The organism is Mediterraneibacter flintii (genome assembly GCF_055387595.1).
On record NZ_AP031405.1, the window covers coordinates 2,064,893 to 2,086,358 of the forward strand.

The 21,466-nt window shown below is 41.6% G+C and carries 17 protein-coding genes; 1 reads left to right on the forward strand and 16 read right to left on the reverse strand.

Annotated elements, in window-relative coordinates:
- Window positions 1-43 precede the first annotated feature (43 nt).
- From ACZ5C4_RS09790 to ACZ5C4_RS09845, 12 genes are all read right to left on the reverse strand, one after another.
- Window positions 44-1,495: a chitobiase/beta-hexosaminidase C-terminal domain-containing protein gene (locus tag ACZ5C4_RS09790; RefSeq protein WP_464520828.1), complete on the reverse strand. Its 1,452-nt coding sequence runs from the start codon at window positions 1,493-1,495 to the stop codon at window positions 44-46.
- Window positions 1,496-1,506: 11 nt separating this feature from the next.
- Window positions 1,507-2,346: a bifunctional methylenetetrahydrofolate dehydrogenase/methenyltetrahydrofolate cyclohydrolase FolD gene (gene folD / locus ACZ5C4_RS09795; protein WP_464520829.1), complete on the reverse strand. Its 840-nt coding sequence runs from the start codon at window positions 2,344-2,346 to the stop codon at window positions 1,507-1,509.
- Window positions 2,347-2,358: 12 nt separating this feature from the next.
- Complete coding sequence (locus ACZ5C4_RS09800) at window positions 2,359-4,029, reverse strand: formate--tetrahydrofolate ligase (RefSeq protein WP_464520830.1); 1,671 nt, start codon at window positions 4,027-4,029, stop codon at window positions 2,359-2,361.
- 36 nt (window positions 4,030-4,065) lie between these two features.
- On the reverse strand, window positions 4,066-6,591 hold the full coding sequence (locus ACZ5C4_RS09805; RefSeq protein ID WP_464520831.1) for an FtsK/SpoIIIE family DNA translocase: 2,526 nt from the start codon (window positions 6,589-6,591) through the stop codon (window positions 4,066-4,068).
- Window positions 6,592-6,659: 68 nt separating this feature from the next.
- Window positions 6,660-7,397 (reverse strand): ClpP family protease, encoded by a 738-nt coding sequence (locus tag ACZ5C4_RS09810; RefSeq protein WP_464520832.1) that lies wholly within the window; start codon window positions 7,395-7,397, stop codon window positions 6,660-6,662.
- A gap of 226 nt (window positions 7,398-7,623) precedes the next feature.
- Window positions 7,624-8,898: an O-acetylhomoserine aminocarboxypropyltransferase/cysteine synthase family protein gene (locus ACZ5C4_RS09815; protein ID WP_464520833.1), complete on the reverse strand. Its 1,275-nt coding sequence runs from the start codon at window positions 8,896-8,898 to the stop codon at window positions 7,624-7,626.
- Window positions 8,899-8,922: 24 nt separating this feature from the next.
- The gene (locus ACZ5C4_RS09820) at window positions 8,923-9,675 is read right to left on the reverse strand and encodes a CFI-box-CTERM domain-containing protein (protein WP_464520834.1); all 753 of its coding nucleotides are present in this window, start codon (window positions 9,673-9,675) and stop codon (window positions 8,923-8,925) included.
- A 12-nt stretch (window positions 9,676-9,687) separates the two neighbouring features.
- Entirely contained in the window at window positions 9,688-10,419 is a 732-nt protein-coding gene (locus ACZ5C4_RS09825; RefSeq protein ID WP_464520835.1) for a YebC/PmpR family DNA-binding transcriptional regulator, read from the reverse strand.
- Window positions 10,420-10,537: 118 nt separating this feature from the next.
- Entirely contained in the window at window positions 10,538-10,885 is a 348-nt protein-coding gene (locus ACZ5C4_RS09830) for a type II toxin-antitoxin system PemK/MazF family toxin (protein WP_186874417.1), read from the reverse strand.
- 134 nt (window positions 10,886-11,019) lie between these two features.
- Entirely contained in the window at window positions 11,020-12,186 is a 1,167-nt protein-coding gene (alr, locus tag ACZ5C4_RS09835; protein WP_464520836.1) for an alanine racemase, read from the reverse strand.
- 2 nt (window positions 12,187-12,188) lie between these two features.
- Window positions 12,189-13,688: an NAD(P)H-hydrate dehydratase gene (locus tag ACZ5C4_RS09840; protein WP_464522330.1), complete on the reverse strand. Its 1,500-nt coding sequence runs from the start codon at window positions 13,686-13,688 to the stop codon at window positions 12,189-12,191.
- A 115-nt stretch (window positions 13,689-13,803) separates the two neighbouring features.
- The gene (locus ACZ5C4_RS09845) at window positions 13,804-14,448 is read right to left on the reverse strand and encodes a redox-sensing transcriptional repressor Rex (RefSeq protein ID WP_186874415.1); all 645 of its coding nucleotides are present in this window, start codon (window positions 14,446-14,448) and stop codon (window positions 13,804-13,806) included.
- A 183-nt stretch (window positions 14,449-14,631) separates the two neighbouring features.
- Between ACZ5C4_RS09845 and abc-f the strand changes: the two genes are divergently transcribed.
- Entirely contained in the window at window positions 14,632-16,557 is a 1,926-nt protein-coding gene (gene abc-f / locus ACZ5C4_RS09850) for a ribosomal protection-like ABC-F family protein (RefSeq protein ID WP_464520837.1), read from the forward strand.
- Between the two features lie 763 nt (window positions 16,558-17,320).
- On the opposite strand, the gene ACZ5C4_RS09855 is transcribed toward abc-f, so the two are convergent.
- The 4 genes from ACZ5C4_RS09855 to ACZ5C4_RS09870 are packed head-to-tail and all read right to left on the reverse strand — an operon-like array spanning window position 17,321 to window position 21,463.
- Window positions 17,321-18,064, reverse strand: coding sequence for an MBL fold metallo-hydrolase (locus ACZ5C4_RS09855; RefSeq protein ID WP_186874413.1), 744 nt, complete (start codon window positions 18,062-18,064; stop codon window positions 17,321-17,323).
- Between the two features lie 30 nt (window positions 18,065-18,094).
- The gene (locus ACZ5C4_RS09860) at window positions 18,095-19,243 is read right to left on the reverse strand and encodes a M20 family metallopeptidase (protein WP_464520838.1); all 1,149 of its coding nucleotides are present in this window, start codon (window positions 19,241-19,243) and stop codon (window positions 18,095-18,097) included.
- Window positions 19,240-20,733, reverse strand: a complete 1,494-nt coding sequence (locus ACZ5C4_RS09865) for a xylulokinase (protein WP_464520839.1) — start codon at window positions 20,731-20,733, stop codon at window positions 19,240-19,242. The genes ACZ5C4_RS09860 and ACZ5C4_RS09865 overlap by 4 nt, the downstream gene beginning before the upstream one ends.
- 1 nt (window position 20,734) lies before the next feature.
- Window positions 20,735-21,463, reverse strand: a complete 729-nt coding sequence (locus ACZ5C4_RS09870) for a creatininase family protein (protein WP_464520840.1) — start codon at window positions 21,461-21,463, stop codon at window positions 20,735-20,737.
- Between the last annotated feature and the right edge of the window lie 3 nt (window positions 21,464-21,466).

Consider the following 21,466-nt stretch of genomic DNA (forward strand, 5'->3'; position numbering starts at 1 on the left):
TATTTTCTCCAAATTTTTAAACAGATTTATTATTGTTTAGCTACTATTCTTTTTCATAGGTTTTAGTTCTGACTTGAGTCATTTTTCCATTCTGATTGTTTACTAAAACTGCCTTAAAAACAATTCTTTCTCCATCTTGCAGCTCTGAAATTTCAACCGGAGCTGTATATTGTATGGACGCTGTAGTAGGCTCACTTCCATCCAGTGTATAATATGCAGTGTATCCCTCCGGCACAGTAACAGTTATTTGCATAGGAAAATTATGTTTGCCTGTAGATGGATTGACAGATGGTGCGTCTGCAATCGGGAACTCAATATTGTAGCTTTTAGAAACAACAACACTTGGAATTCCTTTTTTATTTACTGCAAACGCCTGTATCTGTGTTTTTCCTTCCTCCATTAACAGAATCGGCTCTGTATACTGCGTGCTTGAAGTTGTCGGCCTGGTTCCGTCTGTCGTATAATAAATTGTATTCCCATCTGCCTCAATGGATACCTGCTGTACTTCATCATAGGTTGCATCATCCTCAAGACTGAACTCTGGTGCGGGAGAGACATACGCCTTTACTTTTGACAGTACACTTTCGTCCTCACATCCCTGCAAAAGCTCTGAAATCTTTTCCAGCTGTTTGGTATCCATATAAAACTGGATTGCAGCCTCATAAATATCTGCATTGGAAGGCTGTGTTTCCAATGCTGCCAAAAAGACTTCCTCAGCCATCTCTAAATCTTCCTGCTGCATATATACTTCAGCCAATCCTGTATAGGCTTCTGGCTTTCCAGGGCTTCTTGCAATTGCACGATTAAAAAGGCTTTCCGCCGAACTATACTCACTGGTTTTAAGTGCCTGGTATCCCTGGTTTACAATCCCCGTATAGGAATTGCGGTAAAGCAGAAAACCTGCTATTCCAAGCAATATCACAAATACGAGACAAGCAATAAGAATTTTCTGCATTCTTTTTTTTGCCGCCTGTTTTCTTTTTGCCTGTTGTTGTCTGCGCCTTGCTTCGGGACTTTTCCGGATCATACCTGTATTTGTCCTCATGTTGGATGTTCCCTGTCTGTTTTGACGCATATTCTCTGTATTTTGCCGCATGGCTCCGGTATTTCTTTTCGTACGCATACTCCCAGTTTCACGTTCCTGTCTCATACGTCCGGTTCCTCTGCCTTGCTGCACATTTCCAGTGTCTCTTCCCTGCGCTAAGTTTTCCTGTCGTGCCTGGTACTGCCCTCTTTTGCTTCCCCTAATTCTGTCAAGCTCTCCCTGACTTAGGACACGTGTGGAATTTCCATATTCTATTGTTTCTTCTTTACGTATCCTCCGCAAATCTTTCGTCCCAATCGGTCGCGTGGCGTCCTCTACAGAGCCTTTCACCTGCTGCGCAAGGACATCCTCCAGAGGATTATAATCCGGCACAATCTGAATTTGCGTACCACATTTTGGACAGATCAGCTCTTCATCCGAAAATACAGCTCCACAATGCCTGCATCTCATAGTACTTCCCCCTACCTGCGCGCTGTTTCTACACAGTTATTCATCAACATGGCGATTGTCATCGGTCCCACTCCTCCTGGAACAGGAGTGATTGCAGATGCCTTAGGCTCTACATCTGCGAAATCGACATCCCCGCATAAACGGTTCTGCGCATCTCTGTGCATTCCGACATCAATTACCACTGCCCCCTCTTTTATATATTCTGACGTGATAAACTGTCTTTTCCCTATGGCTACAATCAGAATGTCTGCTCTTTTTGTAATTTCTTGTAATTTCTTTGTACGGGAATGTGCAACCGTCACAGTTCCATTTTCTCTTAAGAGCAGTGCTGCCATTGGTTTCCCCACAATATTGCTTCTTCCGACAATGACACATTCCTTTCCTTCTATAGAAATACCGGAACGTTTCAAAAGCTGTATAATTCCCGCTGGTGTACAGGATAAAAATCCTTTTTCTCCGATCCAGAGCCTGCCTACACTTTCCGGATGAAAGCCATCTACATCCTTTTGGGGAGAAATTGCCTGTATGATCCTGTCCTCATTGATGTGCTTGGGAAGCGGCAACTGCACAAGAATTCCGTTCACTTCCGGAGAGTCATTTAATCTTTTCACAAGATCTACTAATTCTTCCTCTGTCGTACTTGCAAGCAATTCATAGGACTGTGACTCAATCCCTATATAAGCACATGCCTTTTTCTTATTATTTACATATACAGTAGAAGCAGGATCCTCTCCCACCTGCACAACTGCCAGACAGATATTTTTCCCTTCTTCTTTCAGATGTTTTACTTCTTCTTTTAATTCCTCTTTTATCTCTTTTGAAATTCTCTTTCCGTCAATTAATACTGCCATCGACCTCTCCTTTTAAAACAAACCTGTGATTTTTCCGTCTTCAGATACATCAATTCCATTTGCTGCCGGCACCTTCGGTAGTCCTGGCATTGTCATAATCGCACCCGTCAGAGCAACGACAAATCCTGCTCCTGCATTAACGTATACCTCTCGGATATGGAGGTCAAAATTTTCAGGGCGCCCAAGTCTGTTCGCATCATCTGATAAAGAATATTGATTCTTTGCCATACAGACGGGAAATGTATTAAATCCCAAAGAAGCAATCTTCGCAAGCTGCTTTTTTGCTGCCGGCTCATAGAGCACATTTGCTGCTCCGTAAATCTCTTTTGCAATTGTTTCAATTTTATCTTCCAGAGACATTTCATCTGGATAAAGTGTATGGAATTTGCTTTCTTTGTGTTCTAACGTATCCAGTACTTTTTCCGCCAGAGCAATGCCGCCTTCTCCGCCTTTTTCCCATACCTCTGACAACGCGAACTGACATCCCTTTTCTTCACAAAATCTACGGACAAATTCATGTTCTGCTTTTGTATCCGTAACAAAGGAATTCAGTGTGACAATAATAGGCACACCATATTTCTGCATATTTTCTATATGTTTTTCTAAGTTTACAATCCCCTTTTCCAGAGCCTCCAGGTTCTCTTTTGCCAGCTCTTCCTTTTTCATACCCCCATTATACTTTAACGCCCTCACCGTTGCAACTAAGACGACCGCATCCGGCTTCAGACCTGCCATACGGCATTTAATATCCAGGAACTTCTCTGCCCCTAAGTCTGCACCGAACCCCGCCTCTGTAATTGTAATATCACTTAATTTCATGGCCATTCTCGTCGCGCGCACACTGTTGCATCCATGCGCAATATTGGCAAAAGGTCCGCCATGCACAAGAGCTGGTGTATGTTCCAGTGTCTGGATCAGATTTGGTTTTATTGCATCCTTTAAGAGCGCCGTCATCGCTCCCGTTGCCTGTAAATCTTCTGCGGTGACAGGCTCTCCGTCAAAATTATATGCCACAATAATTCTTCCCAGACGCTTTTTTAAATCCTGCAAATTTTCTGCCAGGCATAAAATCGCCATAATTTCAGAAGCGACCGTAATAACGAAATGGTCTTCTCTTACCATACCGTCCATTTTATTTCCAAGCCCTACCACAATATTGCGCAATACGCGATCATTCATATCCAGACAACGTTTCCAGACAACCTGTCTTGTGTCTATCTTAAGTGCATTTCCCTGCTGAATATGGTTGTCCAGCATAGCGGCAAGCAAATTATTTGCCGATGTGATGGCGTGGAAATCCCCTGTAAAATGCAGGTTTAAATCCTCCATAGGAACTACCTGTGCATATCCTCCTCCGGCAGCCCCTCCCTTTATTCCAAAACAAGGGCCCAAAGAAGGTTCCCGCAGTGCAATCAAAGCGTTCTTTCCCAATTTTACCATTGCTTGTCCAAGCCCTACTGTTGTTGTTGTCTTTCCCTCACCGGCAGGCGTCGGATTGATCGCGGTTACAAGCACCAACTTTCCATCCGGCCTTTCCTGGATTCTCTCCCACAATTCCTCTGACAGTTTTGCCTTATATTTCCCGTAAAATTCAAGCTCGTCCTCTTCTATTCCAATCTGTTCTGCCACCTCTTTGACAGGCTTCAATTGTGCTTCCTGTGCGATCTGAATATCTGTTTTCATTTGTGTTATCCTCCTGAATTTTTATATTTTATCAGCCTACGGGTTTTCCTCTATAAACTGTTCAAATTCTTCCTTTGACATCAGAACTTTTCTCGGCTTTGTTCCTTCTTCCGGCCCTACAACACCTGCTTCACAAAGTTGATCCATAATGCGTGCTGCCCGGTTAAATCCAATTTTAAACATCCTTTGCAGCATACCAATAGAAGCTTTTTCTTTTTCTACAATCAGTCTTCCTGCCTCTGCAAAATATGTATCCCTGTCATTTTCACTCTCCTGTCCTGGCCCAGACGTTCCTTCCCCTTGCCCCGCGGCGTTTAAGCTTACGTGCTCTTCTATTTCCTTGCTGTAAGAAACATTCCCGCTTTGTTCGATAAGATAATCAACGACTTTTTGCACCTCTTTATCCGACACAAAAGATCCCTGTACACGTACTGGCTTTGGATAGCCTGCTGGGTAAAACAGCATATCTCCTTTTCCCAGCAGTTTTTCCGCCCCATTCATATCTATGATCGTTCTGGAATCCACACCGGAAGATACGGAAAATGCAATTCGCGAAGGCATATTTGCTTTAATCAGGCCGGTAATGACATTGACAGAAGGACGCTGCGTCGCAAGAATCAGATGCAATCCCGCTGCTCTGGCAAGCTGTGCCAGCCGGCAGATTGCCCCTTCCACTTCTCCTGGCGCTACCATCATCAAATCCGCAAGCTCATCTACAATAATGACAATCTGCGGCATTGTTTTTGGAACCCCTTCGCCTGGCTCCATCTGTTCCATTTTCTCATTGAACCCTTTTAAGTCACGAACGTTATATTCTGCGAAAAGCTGATACCGCTTCATCATCTCCGCTACCGCCCAGTTAAGAGCACCTGCCGCTTTTTTCGGATCTGTGACAACAGGAATCAGTAGATGAGGAATCCCATTATAAACACTCAATTCTACCACTTTTGGGTCGACCATAATTAGTTTTACGTCTTCTGGGTTTGATTTATATATGATGCTCATTATCAGTGTATTGATACAGACGGATTTACCAGAACCTGTTGCACCGGCTACAAGCAAATGCGGCATTTTCGCAATATCTGCCACAACAACCTTTCCCGCAATATCTTTTCCTACTGCGAAGGAAAGCCCCGATTTACTTGTTTTAAATGCATCTGACTCCAACAGATCCCTTAGCATAACCGCTGTATTCTCACTGTTTGGGACTTCAATTCCAACCGCTGCTTTTCCTGGAATCGGCGCTTCAATACGCAGATCTGCAACTGCAAGATTTAACTTAATATCATCGGCAAGCCCGACGATCTTGCTCACTTTCACACCCTGTTCCGGCTGCAGCTCATAACGTGTAACAGAAGGGCCGCAGCTTGCATTTGTCACGTGCACTCTGACTCCAAAATTCTGGAACGTCTGCTCCAGTTTCATAGCCGTAGCGCGCAGATGTGCATCGGAATCCCCACTGCTTTTTTTCCCTTTTTTCAGCAAATTCAGCGGCGGTATAGCATATTGCTTTGTCGGTTCTTCTTCCTGCGCCTGAATAGACTGTGCCACATTCTGCATCTGCTCTTGCACCTGCGCAGCACTCTGCTGCGTCTTTTTCTGCCTGGACATCTTCGGCAAATTTTCTTCTGTTGCAAAGCCAGATAAGCTGCCGCTTTCCTCTGCTTTGTCCACAGAAGGAACAGACTCTGCACGAGTGATGAAAAATTCTTCCAGAGGCTCTGAAGAAAAGGAAGATGCTTCTAATGTGTTTGTATCTTCTTTTGCAGGCAGCCCTGCCGAAAGCTCTTGAAGCTCCGGCGATTTTTTCTTTCCTTTTCTCTGTCTTGCCGGCGTTTCTTCCTTTTCCTTCTGTACATTTTCGTCTGTTAAAGTTGTCGCAAAGGACACACCGGAAACTTTTTTATCACTGCGCTTTGCTGCTTTTTGTGCACTGCGTGCTTCTCTTCTTTCCTGTCTTAACACTTGCGTATGCTCGTGCTTTTTCTTCGCTCCTTCATAGGCTTTCTTTCCCTGGTTTCCAAGCGGTGTTAAGAGCGATTTTTCCGTAATCAGGATGATACAGATAATTGCCAGAATAACAATTACAACATAGGCGCCCGCTACCCCTATCAACGGACACAGCAGGCTTATCACAACACCTCCTGCCAGTCCTCCTGCATTTTGGCGCGCTCCTGCCTGATGATAATAGTCAAGCAGAGAGGTATCTGCATGATATTTATTGATAACCAGCTCCAAAAAAGCCGCAATCAGTATAAATAGTAAAATCCCTGCAATTACTTTTATGTATGCCCGCGTGTTCCCTCTATTCAGTATGACAAAGGCAATGCAGGCAAACAGGGCGAACGGAAGCACATACGCCATATACCCAAACAGTCCAAACATAATAGAAGAAACAGCCTCCCCTGCCATTCCCCCAAATCCAAAATTGCTGATTACCAGCAAAATACAAACTGCCAGAGAAACTAAAATTATAATTTCTTCTTTTAATCCCGTATTTTCCTGTGTTTTTCCTGGTCTGCGTTTTGTGTTTTTTTTCCTTTTCGTTGACTTTGCAGCCATATAACTCCCCCTTAGGTAAATAAACATACTATATCTAGTATAGCATTATTTAAAAATCATGTCATTATTTATTTTTTACAATCTTCCTTGCTGCTTTTTTCCAGCTTTTCATCTATCAGTTCATGGAGTTTTTCAAACGCCTGACTGATCCCTCCAACCTCATCGATCAGCCCTTCTTTCACAGCTTCTTTTCCCTCTAGCATGGTTCCTACATCTTTTACAAGTTGTGTGGAATCCAGCATAAGCTCTAAAAGACGTTCCTGGGTAATATGCGAATGCTCTGCTATAAATTGTGTGATTCTATCCTGGGTTTTCTCCATGTTACGGTAGCTCTGAATCACACCGATAAACATGCCTGTGGAACGCACCGGATGTATAATCATTGTTCCGGTAGGCACAATAAAAGAATAGTCAGCCGATACAGCAAGAGGCCCTCCGATAGAATGGCTCCCTCCAAGCACTAAGGATACGGTCGGTTTGCTCAAGGAAGCAATCATTTCTGCAATAGCCAGACCTGCTTCGACATCCCCTCCCAGTGTATTAAGTAAAATCAGAATCCCATCTGTCTCGTCCTCCTCCGCCTGCGCCAGTCTGGGCAAAAGGTGTTCATATTTTGTAGCCTTTGTGTTGCCAGAGACTGCTTCATGTCCTTCAATCTCTCCTATAATCGTTAAAAGCTGTATCTTATGCTTTCCTTGACTTTCTGAAAGCTTCAGCGCTCCCATTTCCTTTATTGCCTCATTTTCCTCTTTTTCTTTCTCTTTCCTCTCTTCTGCCTGTCCAACTTCCCGCTGTTCTTTTTCCATGTTTGATATCCTCCTGTTGTTTTTGCACATTGCTTTTACTTAAGCTGCACCTACTCTTAGTATCTGGATATCCCACAGAATTTATTCTGCTTTTCATAAAGTTTCCTAATCGCGCGCGTGCGCATCTCGCCCGGAGGGCTTTTTATATAATAGGAAATTTATCAAAATTTCCTATTATATAAAAATGGTATGAATGTAAATTGTATACATCCATACCATTTTAAATTCACTTAAGTGCCTGTTCTAAATCGGCAATTATATCATCAATATTTTCAATCCCTACACTGAATCGAATCAAATCAGGCTGTACTCCTGCTTCCTTCAATTCTTGCTCATTCATCTGGCGGTGTGTATGGCTTGCCGGATGAAGCACACAGCTTCTGGCATCTGCCACATGTGTCACAATCGCAATCATTTTTAGTTTGTCCATCATTTCAACTGCTGCATCTCTTCCTCCCTTTAATCCAAAGGTAAGAACACCACATGTCCCGTCCGGCATATATTTTTGTGCCAGCTCGTAGTACTTATCCCCCGGCAGTGACGGACAGCAGACCCATGCCACTTTTTCATGCTCCTGAAGATACTTGGCTGCTTTTTTTGCATTCTCACAGTGCCTTGCGACTCTCAAATGAAGCGTCTCCAGCCCAATATTTAAAAGAAATGCATTCTGAGGTGCCTGAATAGAGCCCAAGTCTCTCATCAACTGCGCTGTAGCTTTCGTAATATATGCGCCTTTTCCAAATTTTTGTGTATATACAATCCCGTGATATGTCTCATCGGGTGTTGTAAGGCCGGGAAATTTTTCTTTCTGTGCTTCCCAGTCAAAATTCCCGCTGTCTACAATTGCCCCACCGACGCATGCTGCATGTCCGTCCATATACTTTGTGGTAGAATGTGTCACAATATCCGCCCCCCACTCTATAGGACGGCAGTTAATCGGAGTGGCAAATGTGTTATCAACAATAAACGGAACACCATGCGCATGCGCCGCCTTTGCAAATTTTTCTAAATCCAGCACAACCAAGGCAGGATTGGCAATTGTCTCGCCGAAAACGGCTTTTGTATTCTCTTGAAATGCAGCGTTTAACTCTTCTTCTGTACAATCCGGATCTACAAAGGTCGCCTCAACCCCCATTTTACGGATTGTATGTGCGTAAAGATTATAAGTGCCTCCATAAAGTGCAGACGCACAGATAATATGATCCCCTGCCCCTGCGATATTCATAACTGCATAAAAGTTAGCTGCCTGACCGGAAGAAGTCAGCATCGCCGCTGCTCCGCCCTCCAAATCGCAGATTTTGGCGGCTACCGCATCATTGGTAGGATTTTGCAGTCTTGTATAGAAATACCCTGCCTCTTCCAAATCAAAAAGGCGTCCCATCTGCTCACTGCTTGTATAGCGAAATGTCGTGCTCTGGTAAATCGGAAGAATTCTAGGTTCTCCGTTTCCTGGTTCATAACCGGACTGTATGCATTTTGTCTCTATTTTATAGTTACTCATCTTCTCTCCTTCACCTGTCTTTTCTTATGAATATAAATATTTTTCTTCCAGCTTCCTGACCATATCTGTATATAGCGCTTTACATTCTTCTTTTTTATTTTCTTCAATCAAATGAATGCAAGGGCTTAAGTACACTTCCCATATATTTCTGTAAATCTCTGCCGCTTTCGGTTCCTTGTCTATTCTTTTTACAATAGTAGGGGCAATGTTGTAATATTCCTTCACAATCTCTTCCCCCTCTTTGGTTGCAAGCAAATACTGGTCTCTATATTCTCTAAGTGTAGTCAATTCATAACAGTCATCCGGTCTGTCGAGGCTTTGGCACACCGCTGTAGTTATATAGCAGAAAATCCCTTTCTTAAAGCCGCCTTGTATGCCGGAGACTGTAGAATGTCCAATTTTAAACTCCGGCATCTTTTCATTCCAGATTTCCACCATTTTTTGTGTCATCTCTTTTGCCATCAGTGACGGCGCTTCTCCCATCAAGGGCACAAAATAGGAAACCATATTCATATTGTAATCTAACGCAGCAATCTCCCGTTTCCTTTTATTTGGCATCTTTGCAAGCTGCTCTGCCACATACTCTGGTACACAGGAAGCTACTTCTGTCATGTCCTCCTCTGTCCCCTCACATGCAGATGCCACGTCTTTGAGCAGTCCGGCATATGTATCTTTTAATTCATTGATATCTGACTCATATGTTTTTTTCTGGAATTTATAATCAAACGTTTTCTTATACAGCTCGATCATATCTTTCTTAAGAGTATCCTGAATCATAGTTCCTCCTTGTTATTCATTCCAGTTATGATACACATCCTGGACATCATCATCTTCCTCCAGCAAGTCTAAAGTTTTCTGGATATTTTTTATATCTTCCTCATTCGTAAGCTCTACATAGGTCTGGGGTATCATAGTCACTTCTGCGTCTGCCATCGCAATGCCAGCTTCCTCCAGCTTCAAACGCACCTCACTGAAGTCCTCAGGAGCCGTCAAAATTTCATAGCTGTCCTCTTCTTCTGCAAAATCTTCAGCGCCTGCGTCCAGAGCTATCATCATCAACTCATCTGCATCCATTTTACAGTCTTCTTTTGCCACGAAAATCTGTCCCTTTTCATCAAACATAAAAGAAACGCATCCCGGGGTTCCAACATTTCCGTTTCCTTTTGTAAAGGCATTCCTTACATTGGACGCTGTCCGGTTTTTATTATCCGTCAATGTCTTTACAATAATTGCCGTCCCGTTTGGGCCATACCCTTCATATGTAATATGTTCATAATTGTCAGCAGAGCCTTCTCCAGCCGCTTTTTTAATATTTCTTTCAATTGTATCATTCGGCATATTGTTTGATTTTGCTTTTGCAATTACATCACGCAGCCTGCTATTGTTCGAAGGATCCGGCCCGCCGCCTTCCTTTACCGCAACCGCCAATTCTCTTCCGATTTTGGTAAAGATCTTTCCCTTTGCGGCGTCATTTTTTTCTTTCTTATGTTTAATATTCGCGAATTTAGAATGTCCTGACATCTCTTTTTCAATCTCCTCTTCTATCTTCCTGTATTACTTTCTAAAATTATAAGGCCTCAAATCTGCCTTTTATCACGCCATACAATTTTAGCACTCTTTTCCCATTCTGTAAAGCGTTCTATGTAGGAAGCTCTAGACTGATCCGGATTGCCTCATCTACTTTTCGCATCATGCCAGTATCAATATGGCAGACAAACTCCTTGAGCCGCTGCTTGTCAATCGTCCGAATCTGTTCCAGCAAGATGACGGAATTCTTTACGATTTGGTAGTCTTTCGTGCTGATCTCTATATGTGTAGGGAGCTTCGCCTTATTCATCCTGGATGTAATTGCCGCACAGATAACAGTCGGGCTATGACGATTTCCCACATTGTTCTGTATGATTAATACTGGACGGATCCCGCCCTGTTCTGACCCGATCACCGGGCTTAAATCCGCATAATATATATCCCCTCTTCTAATAATCAATTTTTTCACGCTCCGATTTTTTTACTTTGCCATGCATGGCACCATGCCGGACAGATATATCTGCCCTTTGCATCTGCTTTTCTTTTCTGAGTATTTCCATTTTTTTCGGAGGTATTCAATAAAGAGGGAAAGGTTTACGAAAAGGAATCTAACTGCCGGATCAGCTTTCCATCCCTCCAATAATTTCTTGGAATTCTTTTCCCTAAACAGCACACAAACTCATAGGGAAATCTGCCGCTTAAATCACTGAGCTCCTCAACTGTAATTTCTTCTTTTCCGTCCTTTCCAACCAGAACCACTCTGTCCATGAAAGAAACATTCTGAATATTTGTCACATCTACCATAAACTGATCCATACAAATACGCCCAAGAATCTTTGCCCTTTTCCCATGTATCAGGACTTCCCCTTTATTGGAAAGAGCACGTGGATACCCGTCTCCATATCCTACTGGAATTGTGGCGACTTTCATTTTCTTTTGCGCTATAAAGGTGCCGCCGTAACTGATAGAAGTCCCTTTTTCTACTTCCTTTACATAGATGACATGACTTACAAGCTCAAGTGCCGGTTTCAATTTTACTGTTTCTTTTTTTACTTCTTTTGAAGGGTACAGACCATACATGGCAATGCCTGCTCTTGCTAAATCATGCCGCATAGCAGGCAAATCAATGATTCCTGCACTATTATCACAGTCATAATACTGTATGTCAATATTCTTTTCTTCCATTTTGCGCTTCATCCACTGAAATTTCTCGTGCTGTTCCAACGTATACGTTTTATCTGTCTCATCTGCTTTCGCAAAATGAGTAAACATTCCTTCCAGACAGACATTCTCATAAGAGCTGATACATGCAATCTGTTCTACGCTTTCTTTGCAGACTGGAAAACCAATCCGTCCCATACCGGTATCTATTTTTACATGAAAATAGGCTGTTTTTCCCATTTTCACTGCCATCCTTGCCATTGCCGCCGCACTTTCTTCTGTGTATACTGTAGCCCGAATTTCGTTGCGAATCATTTCCTCATATTGCTCTGGGAAAACGCAGCCTAAAACCAATACTGGTTTCCTTATCCCTTCCTTTTTCAAAAGAACTGCTTCCTCTAATGATGCAGTCGCATATCCCCATACATACTCCGTTTCCTCTAACATTTCCGCAATCGGAACTGCTCCATGTCCATATCCGTCTGTCTTTAAAACTGCCACAAGTCTGGCTTCCTGACCGATTCTGTTTTTCATCTGCTCCATATTGTAGGCAACTGCATCCAAATTTATATCTGCACATACTCTGCTGTATGATTTCATAATTATTTTCTCTCCTTCGCATTTTTCAGGCATCTCTGTATACCGCATATCAAATCTTCTGCCAGCACACTGTATTCCCCTTTTTCTTTTGCTGCTTCCTCTCCTCCGCAGGCGTGAAGATATACCCCCAGAATACATCCCTCATAAGGGGACAGCCCCTGGGCAGTCAGTCCAGTGATCGTCCCTGCAAGCACATCACCGGAACCGGCTTTTGCCATCGCACTGCTTCCCGCTGTGTTTACAAACAACTGTTTCCCTTCGGCAGACACGACCGTTCTGCTGTCTTTGAGCGCACATACTACGGGATATTTCTGTGTAAAAGCAACAAGTCCTTCCAGACGATTTTCTTTCCACTCTTCTATACTACGTCCTGTAAGACGCGACATCTCTTTCATATGTGGTGTGAGTATCCAAGCCCCTTTTCCGTCCTTTAAAAGTTCCATATGACGGCTTAACAGATTCAACCCGTCTGCATCAATGATACAGGGAACCTTCACTTGCTTTAATGTCTCTGTCAAAATGGAGGAAGCTGTTTTGCTCTGTCCTATACCGCAGCCGATACACACAATATCTGCCCATTCTAATAGTCTCTCCAACTGTTCTTTATCATACTCTCTATAGACCTCGATAATTGCCTCCGGCACAAGCTGCTGCAGGATCACCTGGTTGTCCTGGACAGTATAAATCTGCACCAGACCAGCGCCCGCAGTATAAGCAGCTTTTGCCGCCAGATACGCTGCTCCTGCCATTCCTTTACTTCCTGCAATCATAAGAACTTTCCCATAGGTTCCTTTATGGGAATCTGCTTTTCGTTTCGGAAGGTTTTTATAGAGATCGTCCCGTTCATACGCAAAACACATAGAAGAAGCTTCCTTAAAAATTTCTGTACAGATTCCAATTTCTGCCGGAATTACTTTTCCCGCATAATTTTTTCCCGGATATAAGACACACCCAAGCTTCTCACATGCAAATGTAACCGTCAATTCTGCCTGAAATGCCGTTCCCATCACGCGGCCATTACCTGCATGAATACCCGAGGGAATATCAACAGCAACCTTTTCTGCCTGTATCTGATTCATCTGTTCTATTATTTCTGCATAATGCCCTTGTATCTCTCTGCTTAGCCCCACGCCAAAAAGCGCATCTATTACAACAGTATATTCATCTGGTAAAATTTCTGTGCATGGCACAATTCCCAGCTTTTCAATAATTTCTTTTTGCAAGCGGCATTGTGCACTTAACGACTGCTCTTTTCCTGCAAATACAACGGCAGGAGTATAACCTTTTTCCATTAAAAGCCGTGCTATCGCAAAGCCGTCTCCACCGTTATTCCCACTTCCGCACACGAGCAATGCGTTGTGTAGATTTATTTGTTCCCTTTCCATAATCTCTACCGTCTTTAATGCCGCGCGCTCCATCAGTACCATCGATGGAATCCCAATATTTTCTATGGTATGTGTATCTGCCTTCTGCATCCACACCCCATCTGGAAGATACCGCATAAATTTTTCCTCTCTTTCTTGAAAATATTTCAGCTTCAAGCTTCCCTGCTCATAAAAATGAAAGAACGTGTAAAAAGGAAATCCTGATTACACGTCTCTGCCGGTACCGGCGCTGTTATTTCTGATGCTCTTCATTATAACGGCTGATATTATAAGAAAGCTTCATCAGACTGTCTGAAAGATGTACGTTTTCCACAATTACATCTTCCGGAAGATTTAAATCTGTATGCGCAAAATTCCAGATTGCCCGAATGCCATTCTCAATTACCAGTTCTGCCACTTCAATCGCTTTAGACTTAGGCAACGTTAAAATTGCAATTTCGATCTCATTTTTCTGAAGAAATTCTTCCAGATCATCCATCATTCGAACCGGAATTCCACGAATAGAAACCCCTTCCAAGCGAGGATTCACATCAAAAAGACCTTTCAAAGTAAATCCACTTTTTTCAAAAGAAGCATAATTCGCAAGCGCCTGTCCTAAGTTTCCTGCTCCTATAATAATAATCGGGTGCTCTCTGTTGAGCCCTAGTATCTTTCCTATCTCTGTATAAAGATATTTTACGTTATAGCCGTATCCCTGTTGTCCAAACCCTCCAAAGTTATTTAAATCTTGTCTTATCTGCGACGCCGTCACACGCATCTTCTTACTCAAATCACTTGAAGAGATTCTTTCTACTCCCGCTTCCAGCAATTCTCCTAAATATCTGTAATATCTTGGCAGTCTTCCAATCACTGCACGGGATATTCCTCTTTCTTCCACAGTCATCGCCCTCCAAACTTTATCTACGCCCTATTATATAAAAATGTCAATATGATGTCAAATTATAGTTGTATTTTCTTTGTTTTTCGATATAATTGATTACGTATGCAAAGTCATAATATGAAGGATAATTCTTTGTATTCCAGTATTCACAGACTTATAAAATCGTTCAGGAGGATTTCCATGATACTCGCATGTCATAATATCAATAAATCATTCGGAGAACATCTGATTGTACAGGATGGCTCTTTTCATATAGAGGACAGGGAAAAGGCAGCCCTTGTCGGCATCAACGGCGCCGGCAAATCCACTATTTTCAAGATGATCATGGGGGAAGAACCGTCCGATGGCGGAGAAGTAATTCTTGCAAAGGGAAAAACAATCGGGTATCTTGCACAGCATCAGAATCTCTCCTTAGGAAATACTGTTTATGAAGAATTAAAGACAGCGAAATCCCAGCTTATAGAGATGGAACAGCAAATTCGTTCCATTGAGCTGGAATTAAAAAATCTAGGCAAAGAGGCATTAAAAGAACGTTTGGAAACCTATAACCGCCTGATGTCCACATTTGAAGCTATGAATGGATATGCCTATGAAAGTGAAATTACCGGAGTTCTTAAAGGCCTTGGATTTCAGGAATCTGATTTTTCCAAACGGACAGACACTCTCTCCGGAGGACAGAAAACCCGTGTTTCTCTCGGAAAACTCTTACTTACACAGCCGGATATTTTACTGCTAGATGAGCCTACCAACCACCTGGATTTACACTCTATTTCCTGGCTTGAAACGTATCTTTTAAATTATACAGGCGCTGTATTTATTGTCTCCCATGACCGCTTCTTCTTAAACCGAGTTGTGACAAAGGTTATTGAGATCGAACAGGGGCATATACGCATGTATTCGGGAAACTATAAAGCTTACGCAGAGAAAAAGCAGCAAATCCGCGACGCGCAGCTAAAAGAATATTTAAACCAGCAAAGAGAAATAAAGCACCAACAGGCCGTTATAGAAAAGCTCCGTTCCTTTAATCGGGAAAAATCTATTAAACGTGCTGAAAGCCGTGAAAAAATGCTGGAAAAAATATCTCCTGTCGAAAAACCTTCCGAAACTGTGTCAGAAATGCATCTTACATTAGAGCCTTCTTTCATCAGCGGCAATGATGTACTGACTGTAGAACAGCTTTCCAAAGGATTTGATTCAAAGATGCTCTTTAAAGATGTCAGCTTTGAAATCAAACGCGGTGAACATGTTGCTGTCATCGGTGACAATGGCACAGGAAAGACAACCCTTTTAAAAATACTAAACCAGGTAATCTCGGCTGATGCTGGTTCTTTCACACTTGGTTCTAAAGTAAAAATCGGATATTACGACCAGGAGCACCATGTCCTACATGATGACAAAACAATATTTGATGAAATATCCGATGATTATCCGACATTAAACAATACACAAATAAGAAACACGCTCGCTGCTTTCCAATTTACGGGAGATGAAGTCTTTCAGCTCATCGGAAAGTTATCCGGCGGAGAAAAGGGACGTGTTTCTCTGGCAAAGCTTATGTTGTCAGAGGCAAATTTTCTTATTCTTGATGAGCCGACCAACCATCTAGACATTACTTCCAAGGAAATACTGGAGCATGCTCTCAACGAATATACAGGCACTGTACTCTATGTTTCTCATGATCGTTATTTTATCAATCAGACCGCAAACAGAATTTTAGAGCTTGTAAATCAAACATTTGTAAACTATATCGGAAATTATGATTATTATCTTGAAAAAAAAGAGGAACTGACCGCGGCATATGCCCCTTCTTCTGCCGTTTTACCCACAGACACTGCCTCAACTACTGTCCCTGCCTCCGATGCAAAGTTAAGCTGGCAGGAACAAAAAGAATTGCAGGCAAAAGAACGGAAACGTAAAAATGCCTTAAAAAAGACAGAAGAACAAATCGCTCTTCTAGAAGAACGAAACCAGGTAATCGATCAACTAATGACGCAGGAAGAAGTATACTCCAATTCCGTTCGCTGCCAGGAACTCTCCGAAGAAAGACACAGCAACGATTGTAAATTAGAAGAACTATATGAACAATGGGAAACCTTAGCTGAATAAATTTAACGAAGCAACAAGCAGTGCGAAAAGAACAGAAGGGCTCTGCGTCATGCTTGCATGTAAGCAGGGGACTTTCTGTTTCTTTTCATTCGGCGACTGCCGATAGCGAAATGAAGCGTATGCGAAATTGAGCTGGCACTGCGGAAACTGGTAAAGAATGGTACGCAAAAAGAGAAGGCAGTGCAACGCAGGTCAGGGCTCCACTGTGGTAAATCCGATTGAATGTTTGTAACAGTGTAGAAGCATATCGTCCATTGGAACTCCATGCTTCTCACTTAACAAACAGAACAATCTGTATCTACCACGCTCCGCTTAAAATTCCCTGCTTATGCACTGCCTTCTCTTTCTGCTTACGTTCTTCCCCAATTAAATTCACAATTTCAGACAGAACAGAACCGGCTTCACGTTGTTATAGCCCTCCAATTAGAAGTATCTATACTACTTCCGATTGGAAATGCATAGAAGTGTGAAGCCGATTTTTTCTGTTACGAATTATAAACTTAAGCTGGCGAAAGTGTGAGTGTGAAAGAGATGCTTTGCGTGAGTGAGGAATTTCGGCGAAGCCCTGACGAACGATGCAAAGCATCTCTTTCACACGTCCCTTTTTCCAATTCCCGCAGTGCTAGCTCAATTCTGCATACGCTTCATTTCGCTATCGGCAGTCGCCGAATGAAAAGAAGCAGACAAACTTCTGTTTACATGCGAGCATGCCACAGAGTTTGCCTGTTCTTTTCGCACTGCTTGTTGCTTCGTTAACTTTATATTATATATTTATTAGGTTTTTCGGGATTCCAAGTGTATGAATTGTTTCCATAGCTTTATCAATATATGTATATCCCTTTTCCAGTAAAAAAGTGCCATGGGAGGGAAGAAGAATATCAGGATGTATATACGCTAATTTTTTGCATGTTTCAATATATTTTTGTAAATCACAGTCCCATATAGACTGCATAGAAATCATACCATAGTTGAAAATAGCATCTCCGGAAAACAAAATTTTCTTATTTTTAAAATTCATTTCATAGCAACCATGTCCGCTACAATGTCCTTCTGTTCGATGTATTTGTAATGTAATGTCCCCAATTATAAAATGTTCCTTATCTAAAAGAGGAGTTACAGGACACGCTTGGTAGATATAATCTTTTCCAAACACACCGGCTTGAATTGCTTCTTTTATAGAAATACTATCCACATCTCCACTCGAAACGTAATTTGCTGTTTCTTCCAATGCATATACTTTTGCATGGCACGCTTGACTCAACGCAACTGCCCCACCGGAATGATCTCCATGGCCATGTGTCAATAAAATGGCTGAAATCTTTTTTATATCTATCCCTTCCTTATCAATATTCTGTAAAATGCGATTTGAATCTATTCCAATTCCTGTATCAATTAAAGCATATTCCCCTCCCCCATCCACCATGTATACTGTACAATCTGACTCATGTGATATTCCTATCCCTGTGACACCAGAACCAACGATATATATTCTTTCATGTATTTGCATCTTTTCTCCTCATACATTTTTCAAAAATGTCTATTTCGATCCTTCAATTGTTTCATTTTCAGATCCAATTAAAAATTCCTTTACTATATTCATATAATATTCTTCAGATAGTAGCACTTGTTCTTTTTCTATATACTCGTCGACGATGTGTGCTTGATTTAAGCTTCCAGGCCCACATATTACGGTTGGTATTCCATGTTCTACCAAAAAGCATTGTTCACAAGAAGCATCAAATGCAACTGGTCTTTGCTTCCGATGTAAAACTTTTTCTCCGATCTGGCAACATCTTTTTACTACTTCATGCTGAAGGTCTATCTCTCCGCCAGGCATGAAAAAATGTTTTGTTATTTCATATTTTCCTACATTTTTAAGTATGGATTCTTCTAATTTTCTACATTCTTCAAAATTCATTCCTGGAAGGATTCGAAAATCTGTCAGCAGCCGAACATTTCCTGGAACAATATTATCATTTTCATATCCCTCTATTTTAGTAACTGCAATACTAGGTGGCGGAAGTATTTCATGGTGATATGATTTTAATGTCTCATTTAATCTGAAAAGAGAAAGCATTGCCTCCGCAGCGTTATTCACCGCATTAGATTCTCTTTCTGGAAGTGCAGCATGATATGGCCGCGCTATAATATCTATATAATCTCTTAATACCCCTCTATGCGCAACTGCTAATTGCAACTCTGTAGGTTCTCCTATCACTGCCATATATGCTGTTCTCTTCTTTCGCAAAAAATTTCTCATGCCCAGATTACTAAACTCCTCATCTGCAACGAAAACAAGGGTCACTTTTCCATCTAGTTGAATCTTATCCTTTGCAAGCTTTATCAATATAGCACTCATAGCTGCAACTGCACCTTTCATATCCGTTGTGCCTCTTCCATATAATCGGGTTCCTTGCCATGTTGCTTGAAATGGAGGATATGTCCATTCCTCTGTTGACGGGACTACGTCCAAATGTCCACAAAAAATAATTTCCGGTTCAGCTACTCCATAAGAAGCAATCAAGTTCGCCCTGTTATTCCCCAAATTTTGTACTTCTGTATAAATATCATATTCTAAAAATAGCTGCTGCAAATATTCTACTGCATTTTTTTCATTTCCAGGTGGATTTGTAGTATCTATTTTTATCAATTCTTCTAATATTTTAAATACAAGCTCCTTGTTCATAGTTGCTCCTTTAAGTCTAAGCTATGCATCATTTCATAATACATCAGATATTTTAAATATAGTTTCTGATACTTCCTATAGTTTTCCTCATTTGGAAGTTGTGTTTCTATTATTTCAAGCCTTTCTTTTGCCGTCTGTTCTGGTGATTCAAAGAAACCAACAGCCTCTCCTCCAATCAGCGCGGCACCAATTGTTGAAACATCCGGATTATCAAATAATTCAATAGGTATTCCGAATACATCTCTAATAATCATCGGCCATATAGAAATATGTGTTCCTCCTCCACCCATCATAAGCTTTTCAATTTTAGTCATTTTCTGAAAAACGAGTAAAGTCTGGCGAAGATTATAGGAAATTCCTTCCAACTGGCTGCGAAAGATCTCCTCCCGCGTTGTATTTATTTTCATCCCAAATATATGTTGTTTGTCCGACGGGCAAAAATAGGGCGAGCCACTTCCATTTAAAAAGGGGAGTGTTAACATTCCATTACTTCCTGCCGGTACTGACATTGCTTTTTTAGACAACTCTGCAATCATTTTATAGTCGATTACTCCTTTTTCCGACAATATGGAAGAAATCCAATTTGCTCCTGCTCCACCATTGATATGAGAACCCAAAGCATACATTTTCCCTTTTGAGACAAGCGGATGAAAGGTTACTTGTCCATAACAGCTACTGTCTATTTGTGAAATAAGTGTAAAAAATGTAGCACATGTTCCCAACGTAAGTGCTGTGTCTCCTACTTTCGAAAGCCCGCTTCCCAAAACAGCACATGCCATGTCTGCACCGCCAGCCACCACTGGAATTCCTTGTTTCAATCCATATTTCTCCGCGGCTACTTTCGTAACTTTTCCCACAATATCTGAAGGACTACATAAAAATGGAAAACTACTTCTGCGTAATGTGCTTTCTTTTATTATATCCTCGTCCCAATCCAATGTTTTCTGATTGACGCATAAAGAATTGTACGCATCGGTATACTCCGTCGCAATCACACCTGTCAGGCAGTATCTGACATAGTCCTTTGGGGACAACCATGCCTTTATTTTTCTATATACTTCTGGCGTTTCTTCTTTTAACCATAAAAGCTTTGGCAAAGAAAATGCATTATTTATCGGATTTCCTGTCCTTTCTTTCACCATTTCACCAATTGTTTCCATAAGGACTTCGCTTTGATGTTGGCTTCTACTGTCAGATAGCATAATACAAGGGCCTAATACTATGCCTTGTTCTGATAAAAGTACAATTCCACTCATATGCCCTGAAAAAGAAATCACTTCGACCTTATCTAGATCTAACTTTTGCTTTAGTCGATGAATTCCAGTTTTTAATGCTTTTTCCCAATCCTCTGGATTTTGTTCCAGCCATCCAGTATGTTTTACAAAACTTGGGTATGCTTCGGACACTGTCATTATTATATTTGCCTTTTCGTCCATAATCATCAGCTTCATCTGTGTAGAGCCTAGATCAATCGCCAATATATATGCCATTTTATGATGCTCCTTTTATCACTGCTACAATTTCTTCTATTACCTCATCAATAATCCTTTTTCCTTTTTCTGCACTAGCTGCTGTAGCATCCCCCAATACCGCTTTTTCCATAAATTCACTCCACCTTATTGATGTATATTCATAATCTTCAGGGAATTCAATATCTTGTGAAATAGCTTTTCCCATATCTACTGCTTCAGGAGCTAAATACAGCATATAAGAGGTTTCTATCTCATCTGCGTGAAAAAGTACTTTGTGAGGACGCTGGGAAGTACATACTTGCTGAATCACCTTTTCTGCTCGCGGATAAGTAAAATAATATACTTTTATATGCAAGCTTTCGTATGCTCTCCTTGCCATTGTTTTGATTGCATTCCCGTTTCCCATATGAGAATTAATCACAACCATCTGCTTTACACCGGCCCGTTCAAGACTCTTTGCAATTTCATAAAGATAGGCACTCAAAATTTCATCTGGTATGTGTATACTTCCCGGTACATCTCTTAATGACCATACTTGTCCGTATGGTATACATGGAAGAATCGCACAATTTTCTATCCCTAGCCGTTCTTCTAACTTCTTTGCAACCCCCATCGCTAAACGGCAGTCTGTATCTAAGGGAAGGTGGTCTCCATGTACTTCAATTGCCCCTATTGGTAAAATAGCTACCATATTTTTTCTTGACAAATAGTTCTTTGCCTGTTCCTGATTTAACTCATAATAATTCATATA